This window comes from Flavobacterium sp. Sd200 (assembly GCF_009826935.1).
Classification (GTDB): Bacteria; Bacteroidota; Bacteroidia; order Flavobacteriales; family Flavobacteriaceae; genus Flavobacterium.
Window position 1 is genome coordinate 430,831 of sequence record NZ_WUMN01000001.1, and the last position, 20,466, is coordinate 451,296.

The 20,466-nt window shown below is 39.4% G+C and carries 20 protein-coding genes; 14 read left to right on the forward strand and 6 right to left on the reverse strand.

The annotated features are described in order from the left end of the window. The first annotated feature begins 10 nt into the window (after window positions 1-10). From GR160_RS01940 to GR160_RS01950, 3 genes are read left to right on the forward strand one after another with little or no spacing between them, the layout of a single operon-like run. On the forward strand, window positions 11-622 hold the full coding sequence (locus GR160_RS01940; RefSeq protein ID WP_160748145.1) for a thioredoxin family protein: 612 nt from the start codon (window positions 11-13) through the stop codon (window positions 620-622). 25 nt (window positions 623-647) lie between these two features. Beyond that, on the forward strand, window positions 648-962 hold the full coding sequence (locus GR160_RS01945) for a rhodanese-like domain-containing protein (RefSeq protein WP_160748146.1): 315 nt from the start codon (window positions 648-650) through the stop codon (window positions 960-962). 45 nt (window positions 963-1,007) lie between these two features. Beyond that, window positions 1,008-1,304 (forward strand): hypothetical protein, encoded by a 297-nt coding sequence (locus GR160_RS01950; protein WP_160748147.1) that lies wholly within the window; start codon window positions 1,008-1,010, stop codon window positions 1,302-1,304. A 2-nt stretch (window positions 1,305-1,306) separates the two neighbouring features. Here the strand turns inward: GR160_RS01950 and GR160_RS01955 are convergent, their stop codons facing one another. Continuing rightward, entirely contained in the window at window positions 1,307-1,738 is a 432-nt protein-coding gene (locus GR160_RS01955) for a response regulator (protein WP_237421156.1), read from the reverse strand. A 228-nt stretch (window positions 1,739-1,966) separates the two neighbouring features. Here GR160_RS01955 and prmC point away from each other — a divergent pair, with 228 nt between their 5' ends. The 4 genes from prmC to lpdA all read left to right on the forward strand — a co-directional run bounded on the left by prmC (window position 1,967) and on the right by lpdA (window position 7,165). After that, on the forward strand, window positions 1,967-2,815 hold the full coding sequence (gene prmC / locus GR160_RS01960) for a peptide chain release factor N(5)-glutamine methyltransferase (protein WP_160748148.1): 849 nt from the start codon (window positions 1,967-1,969) through the stop codon (window positions 2,813-2,815). Between the two features lie 55 nt (window positions 2,816-2,870). Next, window positions 2,871-3,776 carry an LD-carboxypeptidase gene (locus GR160_RS01965; protein WP_160748149.1) on the forward strand — a complete coding sequence of 302 codons (906 nt, stop codon included), beginning with the start codon at window positions 2,871-2,873 and terminating at the stop codon, window positions 3,774-3,776. A gap of 65 nt (window positions 3,777-3,841) precedes the next feature. Continuing rightward, window positions 3,842-5,500, forward strand: a complete 1,659-nt coding sequence (locus tag GR160_RS01970; RefSeq protein WP_160748150.1) for a carboxylesterase/lipase family protein — start codon at window positions 3,842-3,844, stop codon at window positions 5,498-5,500. A 258-nt stretch (window positions 5,501-5,758) separates the two neighbouring features. Next, window positions 5,759-7,165 carry a dihydrolipoyl dehydrogenase gene (gene lpdA / locus GR160_RS01975; RefSeq protein WP_160748151.1) on the forward strand — a complete coding sequence of 469 codons (1,407 nt, stop codon included), beginning with the start codon at window positions 5,759-5,761 and terminating at the stop codon, window positions 7,163-7,165. Between the two features lie 65 nt (window positions 7,166-7,230). Here lpdA and GR160_RS01980 read toward each other — a convergent pair whose 3' ends face one another. Further along, a complete protein-coding gene (locus GR160_RS01980; protein WP_160748152.1) occupies window positions 7,231-7,674 on the reverse strand; it encodes a DUF4268 domain-containing protein in 444 nt (147 codons plus the stop codon). Window positions 7,675-7,736: 62 nt separating this feature from the next. Here GR160_RS01980 and GR160_RS01985 point away from each other — a divergent pair, with 62 nt between their 5' ends. The 4 genes from GR160_RS01985 to GR160_RS02000 are packed head-to-tail and all read left to right on the forward strand — an operon-like array spanning window position 7,737 to window position 12,420. Beyond that, entirely contained in the window at window positions 7,737-8,378 is a 642-nt protein-coding gene (locus GR160_RS01985; protein ID WP_160748153.1) for a CoA pyrophosphatase, read from the forward strand. A 43-nt stretch (window positions 8,379-8,421) separates the two neighbouring features. Beyond that, window positions 8,422-9,225: a 1-acyl-sn-glycerol-3-phosphate acyltransferase gene (locus tag GR160_RS01990; protein WP_160748154.1), complete on the forward strand. Its 804-nt coding sequence runs from the start codon at window positions 8,422-8,424 to the stop codon at window positions 9,223-9,225. 52 nt (window positions 9,226-9,277) lie between these two features. Next, window positions 9,278-10,465 (forward strand): hypothetical protein, encoded by a 1,188-nt coding sequence (locus tag GR160_RS01995; protein WP_160748155.1) that lies wholly within the window; start codon window positions 9,278-9,280, stop codon window positions 10,463-10,465. 2 nt (window positions 10,466-10,467) lie between these two features. After that, entirely contained in the window at window positions 10,468-12,420 is a 1,953-nt protein-coding gene (locus GR160_RS02000) for a T9SS type A sorting domain-containing protein (protein WP_160748156.1), read from the forward strand. 109 nt (window positions 12,421-12,529) lie between these two features. On the opposite strand, the gene GR160_RS02005 is transcribed toward GR160_RS02000, so the two are convergent. The 3 genes from GR160_RS02005 to GR160_RS02015 all read right to left on the reverse strand — a co-directional run bounded on the left by GR160_RS02005 (window position 12,530) and on the right by GR160_RS02015 (window position 15,595). Further along, the gene (locus GR160_RS02005; RefSeq protein ID WP_160748157.1) at window positions 12,530-14,020 is read right to left on the reverse strand and encodes an IMP dehydrogenase; all 1,491 of its coding nucleotides are present in this window, start codon (window positions 14,018-14,020) and stop codon (window positions 12,530-12,532) included. A 154-nt stretch (window positions 14,021-14,174) separates the two neighbouring features. Further along, window positions 14,175-15,278 (reverse strand): NADH:flavin oxidoreductase, encoded by a 1,104-nt coding sequence (locus GR160_RS02010; protein WP_160748158.1) that lies wholly within the window; start codon window positions 15,276-15,278, stop codon window positions 14,175-14,177. Between the two features lie 17 nt (window positions 15,279-15,295). Further along, the gene (locus tag GR160_RS02015) at window positions 15,296-15,595 is read right to left on the reverse strand and encodes a helix-turn-helix transcriptional regulator (RefSeq protein WP_160748159.1); all 300 of its coding nucleotides are present in this window, start codon (window positions 15,593-15,595) and stop codon (window positions 15,296-15,298) included. Window positions 15,596-15,785: 190 nt separating this feature from the next. Here GR160_RS02015 and GR160_RS02020 point away from each other — a divergent pair, with 190 nt between their 5' ends. Next, window positions 15,786-16,391, forward strand: coding sequence for a hypothetical protein (locus tag GR160_RS02020; protein ID WP_160748160.1), 606 nt, complete (start codon window positions 15,786-15,788; stop codon window positions 16,389-16,391). A gap of 40 nt (window positions 16,392-16,431) precedes the next feature. Here the strand turns inward: GR160_RS02020 and GR160_RS02025 are convergent, their stop codons facing one another. Further along, entirely contained in the window at window positions 16,432-17,679 is a 1,248-nt protein-coding gene (locus GR160_RS02025; protein ID WP_160748161.1) for an NAD(P)/FAD-dependent oxidoreductase, read from the reverse strand. 123 nt (window positions 17,680-17,802) lie between these two features. Here GR160_RS02025 and hutH point away from each other — a divergent pair, with 123 nt between their 5' ends. Together hutH and GR160_RS02035 are read left to right on the forward strand one after the other, a co-directional pair. Further along, window positions 17,803-19,320 (forward strand): histidine ammonia-lyase, encoded by a 1,518-nt coding sequence (hutH, locus tag GR160_RS02030; protein ID WP_160748162.1) that lies wholly within the window; start codon window positions 17,803-17,805, stop codon window positions 19,318-19,320. Window positions 19,321-19,343: 23 nt separating this feature from the next. Continuing rightward, on the forward strand, window positions 19,344-20,453 hold the full coding sequence (locus tag GR160_RS02035; protein ID WP_160748163.1) for a WG repeat-containing protein: 1,110 nt from the start codon (window positions 19,344-19,346) through the stop codon (window positions 20,451-20,453). Window positions 20,454-20,466 lie beyond the last annotated feature (13 nt).

Sequence of the window (20,466 nt, forward strand, 5' to 3'; positions counted from 1 at the left end):
TAAACGTAAAATGAAAAAAATACAGTTCTTCGCCCTTTTTTTATTAGTGGGTGCTCTTGCCGCTTTTAAAGCAGACACTGCTCCGGCAGGTTACAAAGTGGGCGATATAGCTACCGATTTCAGCCTTAAAAATGTTGATGGCAAAATGGTATCTTTAAAAGATGTAAAGGCGAGCAAAGGATACATAGTGGTTTTTACCTGCAACCACTGCCCTTATGCACAGGCTTATGAAGACAGGATAATTGCTCTCGATAAAAAATATAAAGCACTGGGATATCCTGTAGTAGCTATAAACCCTAACAATCCTGAGAAACAAAAAGAAGACAGTTTTGCAAAAATGCAGGAAAAGGCAAAAGCAAAGCAGTTTACTTTTCCGTACCTGTTTGACGAAGGTCAAAAAATATATCCTCAGTATGGAGCTACCAAAACCCCTCACGTATATGTGCTTCAAAAAACGGCTAAAGGCAATGTAGTAAAATACATAGGAGCTGTAGACGATAACTATGAAGATGCTGCCGCAGTAAAACAAAAATATGTAGAGAATGCCGTAGATGCATTGCTTAAAGGTAAAGATGTAACTGTAAAAGAAACTAAAGCTATTGGCTGTTCTATAAAAGCATAATACCTTTGGAAAAAATATTTTATAAATGAATTTAGACCAGCAACAATGGTGGGATCAGTCACAGCAGGACAGCGATGCTGTAGTACTCGATGTGCGTACCCCCGAAGAGTGGCACCAGGGGATTATTCCCGGAGCCATACATATAGATTATTATAAAGGGCAGGGCTTTATAGATGAGGTAGAGCAACTCGATAAAAGCAAAACCTACTATGTGTACTGCCGCAGTGGCATGCGCAGCGGTAATGCCTGCAACATTATGAGCCAGTTAGGTTTTGAGAAAGCCTATAATCTTGAAGGCGGCATAATGGAGTGGGACGGACCCGTTGTAGAGCCTGTATAATTTAAAAAGCCCGAAAGGGCTTTTTTGATTTTAATTGTCGAAATTATGAAAAAAGATATATTTATATTTAAAAGAAATTACAGAGGAGATATGTTTTTACCTAAGTTATTTATTGACTTAAAGGGGAAGAAAACGAATACTTTCGATGGCTTCTATGATATTGAGTGGTGGGGAACGATTGGCGATGAAAAAGTAACATTCACTCAAAAACATGCTCCAATAGCAGTAAAAACTTTTTTGCGCTTTAATGAGAAATTTAAAAATGGAACATGCACTCTTTTGCTTTTTTATTTGATTAAAGAAATAGCAGGAACTTACAATATGAAATATTTTGGAGTATAATTTTACCCATTCTTAGATGAGAAATTATTAATGTTCTCTTTCCAGTAGTCTATAAGGTTGCGTATCTTTTCTTTGTATTTATTGTAGTCAGTGCCTTTATGAATATAGCCCTGTATAGAAAGCTTGTTTGCCTGCTTTATACTGTATTCGTCCTGTGCGTTACTGATAAAAATATACGGAATGTCTTTATCGCTTAAAAGCTCTTCTTCTAAAATAATATTGCGCAGCTCAAAACCTCCAAGCTTGGGCATATTAATGTCAGATATTATAATAAAAGGTTCAATATCCGGCCTCCTTATATATTGCAGTGCCTCGGTACTGTCAGCAAAAAAAACAAGATTGTTTTTGTAGCCAAGGTCTCTAAATATTTCCTGCAAAATATCCCTGTCGTCTTCATCGTCCTCTATAACAAGGATGTCCCTGTGCATTTTCATGGGCATTATTGCTTTTTTGTTGGTTGCATAATTATTGCAAAATATAATTTTCTGCAAATTTTATTGTTATTATTTTCTGCAAAAATATTACACTTTTATTAACAATGGTTTTCCTGTTATCAGACGCAATAAAAACAACTTTCTTCGTACTTTTTTATATTTTGGTATTAAAATTTTGTTGTACATTGCCTTATCCGGGGCATTATAGCCGGATGCCTAAAAACTAAAATGTTACTTAAACAATACCGCGATCATTTTATACAAAAACTCGCTCCTTTATATGATGTAATGGAAGCCGAGAGTTTCTTTTCTATTGCCCTGCAGGAATTAAAAGGCTGGAAAAGGGTAGATGTTGCCCTAAATCCACAGGCCGAACTACATCAGGATGAAATAGAAAAATGGAATGATGTCCTGCAACAGCTTGAAAGCCAAAAACCCATACAGTATATTTTTGGACATGCCCATTTTTATGGACTGGATTTTGAAGTAAACAGCAGTACGCTCATTCCGAGGCCGGAAACTGAAGAGTTGGTAGAATGGATCATTCATGAAAATAAGAACAGGGCAAACATCACTATTTTAGATATTGGCACAGGGTCTGGTTGTATTGCCATATCGCTGGCTAAAAACCTGCCTAACGCACAGGTGTTTGCTATAGATGTAAGCAATGAAGCATTGACCCTTGCCAAAAAAAATGCCATGACAAACAATGTAAATCTAACATTTGTACAACAGGATATACTTAAGGCAGAGGCTCTGCCGCAACAGTTCGATGTTGTTGTTTCTAATCCGCCTTACGTGCGCAATCTTGAAAAGGCAGAAATAAGGCATAATGTTTTGGTATATGAGCCACATCTTGCCCTGTTTGTAGATGATAACGATGCACTTATCTTTTACAGGAAAATTGCCTCGCTGGCAAAAGATAGCCTTCCGGTGGGTGGCAAACTGTATTTTGAGATCAATCAATATTTAGGTAAAGAAACGGTGCAAATGCTCGAAGCAGCCGGCTACAGTAATGTGATTTTAAGGCAGGATATGTATGGCAACGACCGAATGATTGCCTGTAACAGGGTATAGAAGACAGACCTCAGAGATTAGACTTAAAGATATTAAATATCAGACTTTAGATAAAATGATAACCCCGCCATACCTAAAACCAAACGATAAAGTAGCTGTGGTCAGCACTGCCAAACGCACAGAGCCCGAAGAGATCGAAGAGGCCATCGCGACATTAAAAAAATGGGACTTGCAGCCTGTTATTGGCAATCACGCCTTTAGTACAGATGGTTTTCTTGCCGGAACAGATGAAGAGCGCGCTGCCGATCTTCAGAAAATGCTGGATGACAGCAGTATTAAAGCTGTCTTTTTTACAAAGGGCGGCTACGGTACACTACGAATTATCGATGATATAGATTTCACTGCGTTTAAACAAAAACCTAAGTGGTTAATTGGTTACAGCGATATTACCTTGCTGCACAGCCATATTCACAATTTTGGCATTCAATCGCTGCACGCAGTTATGCTACAGGGTTATGCAAAAAGTACCCCTGACTCTATAGGAGGTATCAGTAAAGCTATTTTTGGAGAAAGTCTTTCTTATGACTTCAAAGCACACGAACATAACAGGTCTGCAAATCAGTCAGTCAGTGGCACTCTTGTGGGGGGCAACCTTTCTATGCTGTATGCAACTATAGGTTCAGGATCAGAAATAGATACTGATGGTAAAATACTTTTTATAGAAGACATAGATGAATATCTATACCATTACGACCGTATGCTTATATCATTAAAACGTGCTGGCAAGCTGACTAACCTCAAAGCTTTGGTTGTAGGCGCACTTATTGATATTAAAGAATCTACCATACCTTTTGGGCGCGATGCTTATCAAATAACCCTTGAGCAAACGGCTCAGTTTGGCTATCCTGTTTACTTTGGTTTCCCTGCGGGGCACACTCCCGATAACCGTGCTTTAATAATGGGTAGCTACGTTTCTGTAAGTCAAACGGGCAGCACTGTAACGTTAGCCTTTAAAGACTGATGGTCGCCACCAAACCATCACTTAACTGAAATTATTATATTTGTTTAAAACCCAATACAATTACAATGACAAAAAAATATTTGCTGCTTGCTGTACTGTTTCAGTTTACAATGGCATTAACGGCACAAAAAGCCCCTCAGGCAAAAGTAGCACAGGGCACTCTGGAAGGCAAAACACTTCCATCAGGAGTGCAATCTTACTTAGGGATACCTTATGCACAACCTCCGGTTAACGAATTGCGCTGGGTAGCCCCACAACCACCTAAAGGCTGGAAAGGCGTGCGCAAAGCAACTGTTTTTGGTAACTATCCTATGCAAAAAAATGTTTTTGGCGATATGATCTTCAGGGCTCCAAAAATGAGCGAAGACTGTTTGTATCTAAACGTATGGACGCCAGCTAAAAAGCCAACCGAAAAGCTACCTGTGCTGGTTTATTTTTACGGTGGCGGTTTTGTTGCCGGAGATGGTTCTGAGAACAGGTATGATGGTGAGAGCCTTGCTACCAGAGGGATCGTTACTGTAACACTCAATTACAGGCTTGGCATTTTTGGCTTCTTCTCTCATCCTGAGCTCACAAAAGAATCGCCTAATCAGTCATCGGGCAATTATGGACTTTTAGATCAAAATGCTGCTTTGCTGTGGGTAAAGAAAAATATTGCAGCCTTTGGAGGCGACCCTGACAGGATTACTATTGCAGGAGAAAGCGCCGGGTCAATATCGGTATCAGCTCACATGGTTTCACCGTTATCTAAAAACCTGATTGCAGGTGCGATAGGCCAGAGTGGAGCCATGATTAATCCTACATACGAGGCAATACTACTATCTGACGGCGAAGCTGTTGGTGACCGTGTATTTGCAAAAAGTGGAATTACTTCCATTGCTGAGATGCGTAAGGTTACTGCCGAAAAACTGCTCGAAATAGGCTCTGATCCATTTATTGACTTTAAGCCGAGAGCCGTGGTAGACGGTTATTTTTTACCCAACCTGCCATCGGCAATTTTTGCAGTGGGGGAGCAGGCTAAAGTGCCGCTGCTTGTAGGGTGGACATCTGCCGAAATGCCTTATACAGCTTTTATGCAGGGACAGTTTCCATCACCCGAAAATTATAAAAAGGTGGTTAAAGAAAGATTTGGAGATAAATCGGATGAATTGCTTTCGTTGTATCCGGGTAATACGGTAGGAGAGGTAGTAGCATCGGCAACCGCACTTGCCAGCGATACTTTTATTGTGTACAGTACCTGGAAATGGGCCGATGACCATCGTAAATATGCGCCTGTGTTTGCCTATAATTTTTCTAAGCCAAGGCCGCCTATGAAACCGGAATGGAAAGACAGTAAAGTAGGGCTTGCAGGAGGCATAACCAAAGATGCCAATAAGAAGGATGGTGAGAAAAAAGATGCGAAAAAAGAGGACAAAAAAATGCCCGATGCATTGGTAGGTGCTGCCCATGCATCAGATATTGAATATGTTTTAGGTAACCTCATGACAAATCCTGTCTATGCATGGACACCTGAAGATATAAAAGTATCGGAAAATGCACAGACCTATTTTTCAAACTTTATAAAAACAGGCAATCCAAACGAAAAAGGCCTACCTGATTGGCCTGTAAGCATACCCGGTAATGATTTATTGCTTATGGATATAAATACTGAGCTTAAGTTGTTAAAAAACCATTATACCAAGCGGTATATTTTTTTAGAGAACTATTACAATTCTAAAAAATAACAAGTAGGGCTGCTGAGAGGCAGCCCTACTTGTTTTATTGCTATTTACTAAAACGGTTTAGTAGTTTTAATTCAAATGCTGCTTTTAGTTTAAATAAAAACAAATTATAAGCAGTTAAATATTCATTTAAGCAAATAAGGTATGCTTTATTTTATATTTATTTTAATTCGGTAAAACCGTGGGGTATTATGTCTGCTTTAAACAAAAAACTTCGCTAAATTTGCAATACAAAAATCAATATTACAAAAAACACATATTATGAGTTCATTTGACGTTGTCGTTATAGGTTCTGGCCCTGGTGGATATGTGGCTGCTATCCGCGCTGCACAGTTGGGTTTTAACACTGCTATTATAGAAAAATATCCAACCCTTGGCGGTACGTGCCTTAACGTAGGCTGTATTCCCAGCAAAGCGCTGTTAGACTCGTCTCACCATTACCACGATGCAACGTCTCACTTTAAAGACCACGGAATTGATATTGCCGGAGAGATTAAAGTAAACTTTGAGCAAATGATTGCCCGCAAACAGGGCGTTGTAGACCAAAATGTGAGCGGTATTAAGTACCTTATGGACAAAAACAAAATTACTGTTTTTGAAGGCGTTGGATCTTTTGAAGATGCTACCCATATTAAGGTTACCAAAAACGATGGTGCCGAAGAGACCATAGAAGCTAAATATAGTATTATTGCTACTGGTTCTAAACCATCTTCACTTCCATTCATTAAAATAGACAAAGAAAAAATAATCACGTCTACTGAAGCTTTAAAACTTACCGAAGTGCCTAAGCACCTTATCGTTATTGGTGGTGGTGTAATTGGCCTTGAACTTGGCCAGGTTTACCTTCGTCTTGGCGCACAGGTAAGCGTTGTAGAATACTTAGACCGCATTATTCCGGGTATGGATGGCGGATTGAGTAAAGAACTTACAAAAGTGCTTAAAAAACAGGGCATGAAGTTCTATACATCGCACAAAGTAAAATCGGTAGAGCGCAACGGTGCCGATGTACAGGTACAGGCAGAGAACGCAAAAGGCGAAACTATTACGCTTGATGGCGATTATGCATTAGTGTCAGTAGGGCGTCGTCCATTCACAGACGGTCTTAATGCCGAAAAAGCAGGTGTTAAAATTACCGAAAGAGGCCAGATAGAGGTAAACGACCATTTACAAACAAGCGTTTCTAACATTTATGCCATTGGCGACGTTGTAAAAGGTGCCATGCTTGCTCACAAAGCTGAAGAAGAAGGTGTATTTGTTGCCGAGACTATTGCCGGACAAAAACCACACATTGATTATAACCTTATTCCGGGTGTAGTTTATACATGGCCTGAAGTAGCTGCTGTGGGCAAAACCGAAGAGCAACTAAAAGAAGCCGGCATTGCTTACAAATCGGGTAGTTTCCCATTCAAGGCATTAGGGCGTAGCCGCGCCAGTATGGATACTGACGGTTTTGTGAAAATTCTTGCAGATGCGACTACCGATGAGGTTTTGGGTATACACATGATTGGTGCACGTACTGCCGACCTTATTGCTGAGGCTGTAATTGCTATGGAATTTAAAGCTTCTGCCGAAGATATTGCAAGGTCGTCTCATGCACATCCAACATATGCCGAGGCTGTAAAAGAAGCTGCACTTGCTGCTACAGAGAACAGGGCTATACATATATAATATTGTTTGCATACAATATAAAATCCCGATAAGGTTAGCCTTATCGGGATTTTTAGTTTATTGCCTTATGTATTGATCTCAAGATCTTTTATATAATCTTCATATTCATAAAAAAAGCGTTCTAACAGGTCCATGTGGATGTTAAAGAACCTGAATATAGCTGCCCAGCTTGCCTGATTAAAAATACTTATACCATTTAGTTCAACCCATATTCGGCTCACGGCTTTTCCGGTGTCCAGGTAAAAATCTTTTTCAAAAACTGCTTCCGGCAAAAAGTCTTCCAGCAAAATAGCCTTTAGCGATTCTATTTTTTCATAATAAATAGTGCGCAGGTGGTCTTCTTTAGGTGCAATTTCCAACATTACCTGTGCCTTTTTATTATCGGCATAAAATTTTAACGATACATCTTTAATCTTGGTGTCATACAACAGCCATTTACGTGGATAGGCCTCTGCAAAGGCAACCCAAAATTCGTGCTTTATTTTTTGAGCTTCGGCTTTACTAAACATCTTTTTGCTTTTATAGTGTTTTAATATAAAGTATCTTTAGGGATTATATTACATTTTACAGCATGCTGTTCGATACATTTACAAAATATCTGCCAAAGATAACAACTCAGCCGTTACCTGCACTTGATGCACACATTAAAATGGCTCCACAGGAAAGGATACCCTCATTAGACCCTCATTTCAGGGAAGGAGCCAACCCACGGTGCTCGGCGGTAATGATGCTTTGCTATCCTAAAAATGGTGAGGCTACATTGGTGCTTATAAAACGCAATACGTATCCCGGCATACACTCGGCACAAATATCGTTTCCCGGAGGAAAGGCTGAGCCCGAAGATATCGACTTGTCTCATACTGCATTACGCGAAACCTGGGAGGAGGTGGGTATTGCCCAAACTGAGATTGATATTGTAAAGCAGTTTACCGAAATATACATACCGCCAAGTAATTTTTTAGTTACCCCATTTTTAGGCATAACCACTGAAGAGCCTGTATTTACCATAAACCCTATGGAGGTAGATGGTCTGATTGAGCTACCTTTAAAGGATTTGCTCGATGACTCCATAATAGTAAATGTAGACATGAAAACATCATATCTTCCCAATGTGGTGGTGCCAGCTTTTAATGTGGGAGGGCATATAGTATGGGGAGCCACCGCAATGATTTTAAGCGAACTTAAAGAAACCATAAAAATAGCGTTAAAATAGCAGGGTTTTTGTAATTTTGTGTCACTTATACACTTAAATTATAATGGGTTTATTTAAACGAAATCCTTTCGGGCATATACTTTTTTTAAAACGTTGGCTAATATTCTTTTTTGGAGCTTTAACTCATCGTCGGTACCGTGGTTTCAACCAGCTTAAAATAGACGGTTCTGAGATTATAAGAGATTTGCCACCAACCAATGTTTTATTTATTTCTAACCACCAAACCTATTTTGCCGATGTGGTGGCTATGTTTCATGTGTTTAATGCAAGCCTTAAAGGCCGCGAAGACAATATAAACAACGTAGGTTACCTTTGGAAACCCAAGCTTAATATTTATTATGTAGCGGCAAAAGAGACAATGAAAGCCGGATTGTTGCCCCGCATACTCTCTTATGCCGGAGCAATAACCGTAGAACGAACCTGGAGGGCTAAAGGCGCTGATGTAAAGCGCGATGTTAACCCTAACGATACTGAAAATATTAAAATTGCCCTTAATGATGGTTGGGTAATTACGTTTCCGCAGGGTACTACCAAGCCTTTTAAACCTATTCGTAAAGGTACGGCACATATTATAAAACAGCATAAACCATTGGTTGTGCCTATTGTTATAGACGGTTTTAGACGCTCGTTCGATAAAAAAGGCCTGCGCACTAAAAAGAAGGGAATATTGCAGTCGTTTATAATTAAGGAACCCCTTAAAATTGATTATGAAAACGACAGTGTAGAGCAAATTGTAGAGCAAATAGAATTTGCCATAGAGCAGCACCCAAGCTTTTTAAAGGTTATACCGCTTGATATTTTAGAAACGGAAGAGGAATTGAATAAACAAAGGGAATGGAGGTATTAACTTAGTGTTGTTTTGCTGTAATTAAAGTAAATAATTGTTTATAAAGATTATCATGAAAACAAAATTTCTTTTAAGTGCAGGGCTGTTATTCTCTGCCATGAGTTATGGGCAAACGGTTTTAGGTACAGGAGCTGGTACAGGTGGGGGAATAAATGGTGTTCACATAGGCCGTAATGCGGGAAGTGGAGATACCGGGACTCATAATACTATTGTGGGAAGCGATGCAGGTACTACCACAACAACAAATAATAATACTTTTTTAGGGTTTGGTGCCGGGCAATATGCTACTGGCAGTACTAACCTTTTTTTAGGATATCAGGCTGGCCAGGGGGCACAAGGCACGCCGGTAAATGGTTCCAATAATATTTTTTTAGGATTTGACTCTGGTAGATTTAGTAACCTTACAAACACTACAGGTGAAACGGCTGTTAATAATATTTTTATAGGGAACGAATCGGGTAAAAATGCTAATGGACTTAGCAATACTTTTTTAGGTGTTGGATCGGGTGCAAATTCAACAGGAAATTACAACACTTTTATTGGAGCATCCGGGCAATCCAATGTGGGGAATTATAATGTATTCATGGGACGTTTTGCAGGAAACAATGCAGCAGGAGATTATAATGTTTGTGTAGGGCCTAATGCAGGTGGGGGAGATGTAAATACCCATTTGGGTTTCAGGAATGTGCTTTTAGGATATCGGGCTGGTATGTTAGAAACGGGTAGTGATAAACTGCATATAGCCAATTCAGCTACAAGTACACTTATTTATGGGGAATTCAAATCGTCCACTCCAGCCCAATTAAAATTCAATGCTCAAAAAGTGGGTATTGGATATGATAGTAATGGGGTTTTCGGGAATTTTCCGGCAATAACTTTTTCTGATGCGGCTTCCTACAGGCTGTTTGTTAGGGGAGGTATCTTAGCCTATCAAATGAGGGTACGTATTGAAACAGGCTGGGCAGACTATGTTTTTGCAAAAGATTATAAACTGATGTCTCTAAAAGACACGGAAAAATATATTGCCAATAATGGGCACCTGCCTAACATGCCATCGGCGGCAGAGGTTGAGGCTGATGGTGTAGAGCTGGGAAATATTGTAAAACTGCAACAGGAAAAAATTGAAGAGCTTACACTACACCTTATAGAACAGGACAAGCAGATAGAGTTTTTAAAAGCTCAGAACAAAGAAATAGAAACCTTAAAAGCCCAAATGCAGCAACTGCTTAAAAAACAATAATCATGAGAAAGTACACAAAGCACTTATGGCTTGTGGCTTTTTTATTGTTGTTTTTTCAGTTATCGGCTCAGGTAACAAGGCAATACAAGCCTAAAAAAGAACGTACACTAAAAGCACAGGCTTTAGAAAAAGAAATACAGGCATTTATTGATGCTAATATTAATAAATATGATTTAACTCCGGAGAGGGTGGCGAGGTTGAGGGAAGATTTTGAGCATGAGAAGAAAGCTCATGGTGATTCTCAGAACTATGAATTAAGTAATTTATTGCTTGAAGCAAAGAAGGGAGAGCTTAGAAAACTTTATTATTCAGCTACAACTAAATCAACTTTACATCATGAAGAAATACCAATTTTGGCTGACATATGTGATAATGGAGGATTCGAAAATGGTATTACGGATGAGTATTTATTCAGATTCAGAGATGTGGGACTTAATTTAGACTTTGATTGCGATATCACTTTGGAGACTCTAAATTTGAACCCATTTATTCCCAATTCAATTATACCAATTAATGATTTTAATAATCAAATTACATTGGTAAATAATGATATATCGGTAAATGATGGTGAAGACCCTATATTATCTGGATACCCCAATCTAAATATATCAAGAGTTCATACTGGTACTAATGCAATAAAATTGAACAATAATATTGGAGGTTATGGTGTAACTCGTATGACAAAAAGATTTCCTGTCAACAGTGATTTTATCACATTTTCCTACTCATTAATTCTTCAGAATCCGAACCCTTCTAATCACACTCCAATTGATCAGCCTCATTTTATGGTTAGATTGTATGATGCACAGCATGAGATTGTTAGTGATTTGTGTATTGTTGCAGATGTATCTGATACAGAAACTTTTGATAGTGTAGTTTATGGTAATTTACCACTTTTATATACAGGGTGGCAATGTGGAAGATTATTTACCGATGGTATGGAAAATGGAGAGGAAGCTACTCTTGAGTTTATAATCACTGACTGTGGACAAGGGGGACATTATGGAACTGTTTACATTGATGATATTTGTGTTTCTGAAAGCTGTAGATCTGTTTTTCCTATGGTACATCTTGATGTAAATCCAAATGTACCAAACTGTCCTGATTTTCCAATTCAGGTATGTGGAATATTCCAACTGCCTATAAATAATGATAACCCACCAGTTGAAGGAACTCTAACAACAATGACTCTAAATATTTTACAAGAGGGGAGTGTAGTTGGTACAGTAAATACTTTTACAGTAGATGGTAATCAGTTCTGTTTTGAATTAGATCAGTCTGATTTTGGTAACGCGGTTTCGGGTTCATATGAGTACCAGGCTATAGGAACTTTTTTGCTAGGTACAGAAACCGTTATTGGAGAAGACACCTCTGCTAATATTGGTCCGGATGCAATATTCAACAACTGCATCCCATCACCACCATGCCCTTATTGCTTGACTATAACTACGGATGTTACAACAGGTACAGATAACCAGCAGGCTTATACCTGTATAAACGCTGATAATACTATTAGCGGTACAGGTACCGAAGTGGTTTATAGGGCTGGTAAAGAGGTAGTATTACTTGATGGTTTTGATGCATTGTATGGCACTAAAGACAGGTTTCATATAGAGGGGTGTACTACAAACAACTATGTAGCACGCACTGCCGCACCGACTAAACCTGTAGAGCAACCTAAAGAAATTACTATCGACCTTATAGAAAGGACAGCTAACAGTGCCATAGGCATCTATCCTAACCCTACAAGTGGCGAGCTTACTGTAATTTCGGGTGGAGCCTCTATAAAGACGCTTACGGTTCTTAGTCTGGAGGGTAAAGTAATTTTAAGGCAGTCGGCAGCTGAGGCAAGTAGCTATCAGCTAAACCTAAATGCGCTATTGGCAGGTATTTATTTGCTTTCGGTAGAGGGTGCAGATGGTACAGTTACCTCGCACAAGGTTATTAAAAATTAGTAAAGTATAAACTGGTGAGACTGTTGTTTTTCAGTTTATAACCTAAAAACAAAACTCCGTTATGGTTTGCCATAACGGAGTTTTTTATTACTTGTAAGTTTAGCTAAACTTATTCTTTTACAATAACATCGTGAGCGCCGCCTTCTACAATACTAACCGATGATACAAGGGTTATGCTTGCTTTTTCTTTAAGGGTGTCTAAGGTTATAACACCGCAGCTGCACATAGTAGATTTTATTTTACCTAACGTAATGTTCAGGTTGTCTTTCAGGCTTCCGGCATAAGGAACATAGCTGTCTACACCTTCCTCAAATTTTAATCCTCCGGTGCTGTCGCCCATTTCATAACGTTGCCAGTTGCGGGCACGGTTGCTGCCTTCGCCCCAATATTCTTTTACATAACTGCCGTTAATAAGCAGTTTTTCTGTAGGGCTTTCGTCAAAACGGGCAAAATAACGGCCCATCATTAAAAAGTCGGCACCCATGGCAAGTGCAAGTACCATATGATAATCTTGTGCTATTCCGCCATCACTACATAGAGGAATGTAAATACCTGTTTTTTCAAAATATTCATCGCGCGCTGCAGCCACTTCTATAAGTGCAGTAGCCTGTCCGCGGCCAATACCTTTCATTTCGCGGGTAATGCATATAGAGCCACCGCCAACGCCTACTTTAATAAAATCGGCACCAGCTTCAACCAAATATAAAAAGCCGTCTTTATCTACCACATTTCCTGCGCCCACTTTAACGTGGTCTCCAAAAGTGGTTTTTATGTACTGTAGTGTTTCTTTTTGCCATTCAGAGAACCCGTCGCTCGAGTCGATACACAAAACGTCTACCCCGGCTTCTATAAGGGCAGGAACCCTTTCTTTATAATCTTTAGTATTAATACCGGCACCAACAATAAGTTTCTTGTCGTCGTCAGATAATTCTAAAGGAAAATCCTTGTGGTTTGCGTAGTCTTTCCTGAAAACAAAATATTTAAAGTTGCCTTCGTCATCTACAATTGGCAGGCTGTTAAGCTTGTGCTGCCATATAATATCGTTTGCCTCTTTAAGTGTAGTGCCTGCCGGAGCGGTAACCAGTTTTTCGAATGGAGTCATAAAATCGCTCACTTTGCTGTTAGGGTCGTCGGTGCTAACGCGATAATCCCTGCTGGTCACTATTCCTAAAAGCTTGCCATGTGCCGATCCGTCGTGTGTAACGGCAATGGTGCTATGCCCCATTTTTGCCTTAAGGGCTATAACATCTTTTAAATAATCGTTTGGAGTTAGGTTGGCAGTACTTACAACAAAGCCCGATTTATGGCTTTTTACCCTGCGCACCATGTTGGCCTGCTCTGTTATTGATTGCGACCCGTATATAAAAGATAGTCCGCCGTTCTTGGCAAGGGCTATTGCCATGCCATCATCTGATACCGACTGCATAATTGCCGATACAAATGGAACATTAAGCTCTATGGCTGTGTTTTCACCCTTTTTGTATTTAACCAAAGGGGTTTTTAAAGATACATTATCGGGGGTACATTCTTTAGTTGTAAGACCCGGTATGAGCAAAAATTCGCTAAATGTTCTTGATGTTTCGTTAAGATATTTTGCCATAAAAAAAGTAGTAGTTGCGTGTTGTTGTTTAGAGGTGCAAATTTATTAAATATATTTAAGAAAAAGTAATGGACTGGATTAATATAATATAGCAATAAATCCTCTTTAAAGTTAAAGAGGGTTTATTGTAATGTGTTGATTTTTAATGTTTAAATTATAAAACCAGTTCGGCTAACGCTTCTTTTGTAAAACCTTTCAAAAGATCGGTCTGGTTGTTTTTGATCTTTTTAACCCAATTTGGGTCAGCCAGCAGCGGTCTGCCCACTGCAACAAGGTCAAAATCGCCTCTGTCTAAACGCCTTGTAAGTTCGTCTAAAGAACTTGGCTGCGAACTTTCGCCCGCAAAAGCTCCAAAAAAGTCGCCACTCAGGCCAACTGAACCTACGGTAATAGTAGGAACTCCAGTTATCTTTTTAGCCCATCCTGCAAAATTAAGGTCAGAACCTTCAAACTCAGGTTCCCAAAAACGGCGTTGCGAGCAATGCAAAATATCTGCACCGGCTTCTACAAGAGGGGTAAGCCATGCTTCCATTTCCTGTGGGTTGGCAGCCAGTTTGTAATCATAGGCTGATGGTTTGAATTGAGACAGTCTTATGATGATGGCAAAGTCGTGGCCCACCTGTCTGCGTACTTCTTTTATAACATCGGTTGCAAAGCGTGTGCGTTCGGCAAGGGTTTTACCTCCGTAAACATCGGTGCGCTGGTTGGTGCCTTCCCAAAAAAACTGATCTATAAGGTAGCCGTGCGCACCATGGAGTTCTATTGTGTCAAAACCAAGACGTTTGGCATCGGCAGCGGCCTGACCAAATGCAATGATAGTGTCTTCTATGTCTTTAGCAGTCATGGCTGTGCCGTTTGTGTTGCCGGGCCTGTTCAGTCCAGAAGGACCTTCAAAAGCTACTGGTGGCACCCAGCCTGAATGGTGGTTGTCCATAATGCCCATGTGCCATATTTGCGGAGCCATTTTGCCGCCTGCTGCATGAACGTTATTGATTACCTGCTGCCAGCCTTCTAAGGATTGTTCTCCATAAAAATGAGGAACATTTGCATCGTTACTGGCCGATGGACGGTTGATAACAGTTCCTTCAGAAAGTATAAGGCCTACTTCTCCTTCGGCTCTTTTTTGGTAATATTGGGCAACATTGCTGCCCGGTATGCCGTTTGGCGAAAAAGAACGCGTCATGGGAGCCATAACAATACGGTTCTTTAAGTTTAGGGATTTTAGTGTAAACGGTGCAAACAAACCTGCTGTACTCATAAATATATGTTTTTAAATTATATAGCCTTTTCTATTAATATGCTTAGTTGCTTAAAAGCTTCTTCATTACGTTTATAATAGGTCCATTGCCCCACCCGGGTAGAGGTTATTAACCCGGCGCGTTGCAGTGTAGATAAATATTCTGAAACGGTGCTTTGGGTAAGCCCGGCTTTGCCGTGTATTTGGCCAACGCAAACACCGTGTTCATAGCCATAAGGTTTTTGATCCGGGAAGTTTTTTTCCGGGTCTTTTAGCCACTCCAGTATTTGCAAACGTGACTTGTTGGACAATGCCTTGAATATTTCTACCTGTTCCATACTGCAAATGTATCGGTTTTTCCCGATATACCAATCGGTATATTTGAAAATGTAAATAAAATAGTTACAGTTTTTTATGTGTTATAAGAATTGTAAATAAATTTTCAAAAACTTAATATTCTTTTGTTGAATACATGTTGCGTTTTTTAAATAAAAATGTACATTTGAAAAAACTTTAACCAATCAATTAATGAAAAAAATTCTATTATTGGCATTCCTATGTGTTAGTACAGTAGGTTTTGCGCAAAAGATGAAAGTTACTAAAGGAGACTTTAAATTTTTAAGCGGACAAAAAGAGCTTAACGTTGAATTTAACTACAGCGAGCTTAAACTTTTAAAAGAGAATCTTACAGAAGAGGAATATATTAACCAAAGAACCGAAGATCTTAACAAAAAAACGAAAGGTACCGGTACAACCTGGGCAAAAAAATGGGCAGGAAGTAAAGAGGGGATATGGAATCCTAAATTTATGGAACTGCTTAATAAATATTATGGTGCCGAAAAAAATGTAACAGTAGAAGAAGGTCTTACTTCGGCTAAATACACATTAATTGTTGATGTGGTTTGGATCTATCCGGGATGGGACGCAGCAGTAATGAAACAGCCTGCAAAAGTAAGTACTGTATTACGTTTTGTTGAAACTGCAAACAAAAGCAATGTAGTTTTAGAAATAGATAGTAAGGAAGCTCCCGGCGACCAGTGGGGTAGCAACTTTAGTAATGAAACAAGAGTAGGTGAGGGTTTTGCTAAAACGGCTAAATCTCTTGCTAAAATGATCGAGAAAAAAGTTAAATAATTTCGTTTAGTTACTTCTCTGCATAAAATCAAAAAGCGCCCTATTGGGCGCTTTCTTCGTTTTGACCGTTTTGTAGCATGTATGCCATAGATTTTATTACGCGGTCGTGTTTTTTAACGAACGGGTTTTCCTCATTCCAAACGTAGCCTGCCAGTACAGAGCATATTTTTTCTTTAACATCCGGGTTTTCGGGTCTGTGGAAAAACAGGGTTTGCAGGTTTCCGGTGTACCATTCTTTTACATAAGTAGCAAAAACGTCTACACCACGCCTCATGTAAGCAGTATATTCTGTATCCCAGTCTACTTTTTCGCCTTTAAGTTCTTTTAGGAACAACTTAGCTGAAAGCATGCCCGACTCTGTAGCAAAGCATACGCCCGACGAAAATACCGGGTCTAAAAACTCAGAGCTGTTTCCTGTTAAGGTGTAGCCTGGTCCGCACAGCCTGGTTACAGAGCATGAGTAGTTTTCTATTTTGTGCGGTTCAAATAAAAAGTCTACACCTTCAAAGCGATCACGATAAAAATCAGATTCTTTTATAACCGCTTTGAGGGCTTCGGTAGTATTTTCACCTAACGACTTTATGTAGCTTGTAGGTCCTACAACTCCAATACTGGTATTTCCGTTGCTGAAAGGTATTACCCAAAGCCATACTTTAGTTTCTAAAATATCAAATGTAATTTGTGTGCCCTCTACACCTTCCGGTCGTTTAATATCTTTTACATGACTAAACATTGAAGAGTTTTCGGGTATAGACGACGGAGCATCCAGCTTAAGTATGCGAGGCAATACACGGCCGTATCCGCTACTGTCTATAATAAATTTTGCATGTATTTCGCGAGACTCCCCATCTTTACCTCTAACGGTAGTAACAGAGTCAGATCCGTCAAAAACAACATTAAGCACTTCGGTTTCAAATTCAAGGTCTATCCCTTTTCTAATAACTTCCTGTGCAAGAGTATTATCAAAGTCGGCGCGCGGCACCTGCCATGTCCAGTCCCATCCTTCGCCAAATTTTTGGCTAAAATCAAAAAGACAAAGCTCTTTACCTCTCAAAAAACGAGCTCCAAATTTCTTTTCGAAATCCATAGCGTTAAGGGCATCAAGAAGTCCTGCTTCTTCAAAGTGATCCATTACCCTTGGTATAAGGCTTTCGCCAATAACAAAACGCGGAAATTTAGATCTTTCGACCACTTTTACATTTATCCCGTTATTGTGAAGATAGGAAGCTGCAACACACCCGGAAGGGCCTGCCCCGATTATCAGGACGTCTACATTTTCTTTTAACATTATAAGTTTTGAGGTTCTTAAAATTATCTTAAAATTATTTTACATTTGCAGGCGGTAAAGTTATACAAATTGCAGTAAAAAAAACATTATTATTGCACCAACAAAAAATACAATTAAATATAAATGACCACAATAAACGAATATTTAAGCCTTGAACAATTTAAAACGGTAGTTTTTGATAACAGTAGTGTTAAAATTAGTGATGAAGTTTTAGAACGTGTAGCACAAAGTTTTGACTTTTTAAAAGAGTTTTCGGCTAATAAAATTATCTATGGTGTTAATACCGGTTTTGGTCCTATGGCTCAATACCGTATTAAGGATGAAGACAGGATACAGCTTCAATATAACCTCATTCGCAGCCATGCATCGGGTACGGGCAAACCATTGGCACCACAAATGGTAAAAGCCGCTATATTGGCGAGGCTAAATACGTTGTCGTTAGGTAATTCGGGCGTTCATCCGTCGGTAATAAACCTTATGCAGGAACTTATAAACCGCGATATTTACCCACTTATATTTGAACACGGTGGGGTAGGAGCCAGCGGAGACCTTGTACAGTTAGCCCATCTTGCACTTGTGCTTATAGGCGAAGGCGAAGTGTTTTATAAAGGAGAAAGAAAAGCTACTCAGGAGGTTTTTGCTGCTGAAGGTCTTACTGCAATAAGTGTTGAAATTAGGGAAGGGCTTGCGTTAATGAACGGTACCAGTGTAATGACCGGTATTGGTATTGTAAACGCCGTTAATGCCAAAAAACTTTTAGATATTTCGCTCCGTTTTTCTTCAGCGTTAAATGAGATCGTTAAAGCTTATGACGATTCTTTCTCTCCTGAACTTAATAATACAAAACTGCACAAAGGCCAGCAGGAGGTTGCAGCCCGAATGAGGGAGCATCTTGCCGACAGTAAACTGGTGCGCAAAAGAGAAGACCACCTTTATACGGGAGATAATACTGAGACCGTATTTAAAGAAAAGGTGCAGGAATATTATTCATTGCGTTGCGTGCCGCAAATATTGGGTCCGGTGTTGGACACCATTAATTCAGCAGCATTGGTGCTTGAAAATGAAATTAACTCGGCAAACGACAACCCAATTGTAGATGTTAAGAACCAGCATGTGTATCATGGCGGCAATTTTCATGGCGATTATATTTCGCTTGAAATGGATAAACTAAAGCTGGGGGTTACCAAGCTTTCTATGCTTGCAGAGCGCCAGCTTAACTATTTAATGAATGCTAAAATTAACGAAATACTGCCTCCGTTTACTAATTTAGGCACGTTAGGCTTTAATTTTGGGCTTCAGGGTGTACAGTTTACAGCAGTTTCTACAACTGCCGAAAACCAAATGCTTTCCAACTCTATGTATGTGCATAGTATTCCTAATAATAATGATAATCAGGATATTGTGAGTATGGGAACAAACGCTGCAGTTATTACAGCCAAAGTAATAGAGAATGCCTTTGAGGTACTTGCCATACAGGCAATGGCAATTGTTCAGGCAATAGATGCATTAAGTTATAAAAATGAAGTATCTTCGGGTACGCGAAAAATATATGATGATATAAGGGCGATACTGCCTGTTTTTGAAAAAGACCAGGCAATGTATCCGTATGTTCAGGCTATTAAGGAATATCTTATGAAGTAACCAACATTTAAAATTATACAGTCATGAAAAAAATTACTTTGTTTTTATTGCTGTGCGTAAACATTTGTTTTGCGCAGGAGCTGGCTCTTGTAAGGCAAAACGGAAAGTTTGGCTATATAACCAAAAAAGGCGATTTTGCAGTAAAACCTCAATATGATAAGGCTAAAAGTTTTAGCGATGGCCTCGCTGCCGTAAACGAAAATGGCAAATGGGGGTTTATAAACACAAAAGGCGAGTGGGCTGTTAAACCCCAGTTTGATGGTATAAACGAATTTAACAGTGGACTTTGCGTTGTTGAAAAAGATAAAGAACAGTTTTACATCAATAAAAAAGGCGAAACGGTAAAAATGCCGCAGTCTGATAAGCTTTATACTTTTGAAAACGGTGTGGCTTTTATAAAGCGCGGCAATAAAGTTGGGCTTATAAACGCTAAGGGTGAAGTTGTTACCGAACCAAAATTTGATGTTATAAAATCGTTTGAAGGGAACTATGCCCGTGTAAAAAATGCCGATAAGTGGGGTATTATAGATAAATCCGGAAAAATAATAATTGAGCCTGAATACCAGGAAATAGGTAATTATTTTAAAGGAGTTGCATGGGCAAGAAGCGGAGAGTCTTTTGGGCTTGTAATTGCAGGAAAATTTAAAGTGGTAGACGGTGCCGATAAAATATGGGATTTTGCTACTCAGGATATAACGTATGCCCGCAAAGCCAAAAAGATTGGTTTTATAGACCTTAAAGGCAATTGGGTTATAGAGCCTAAATTTGACAAAGTGCGCGAGTTTGCTAAAAACCTTGCGCCTGTTTATGAAAACAAAAAATGGGGTTATATAAATACTACAGGTGCTTTTGCTATAGAACCGACGTTTAATGATGCTGAAGTATTTAGCGAAGCTGGCCTTGCTCCTGTAAAGGTGGGCGACAGCTGGGGTTTTATAGATGCAAAAGGAACACTTGTAATTCCTGCTAAATATGGTATTACTGCCGGAGGCCTTTCTCTTTTTACAAGCGAGCCTAAAGGATTTATTGGTGGCGTTGCAAGAGTGAAGTTTGAAAAGAAATGGGGATTTCTTGATGCAACCGGAAAAGTACTTGGCGACCAATGGTATGAAAATGCCGAACTATTTAATTAAGACAATCTATTTT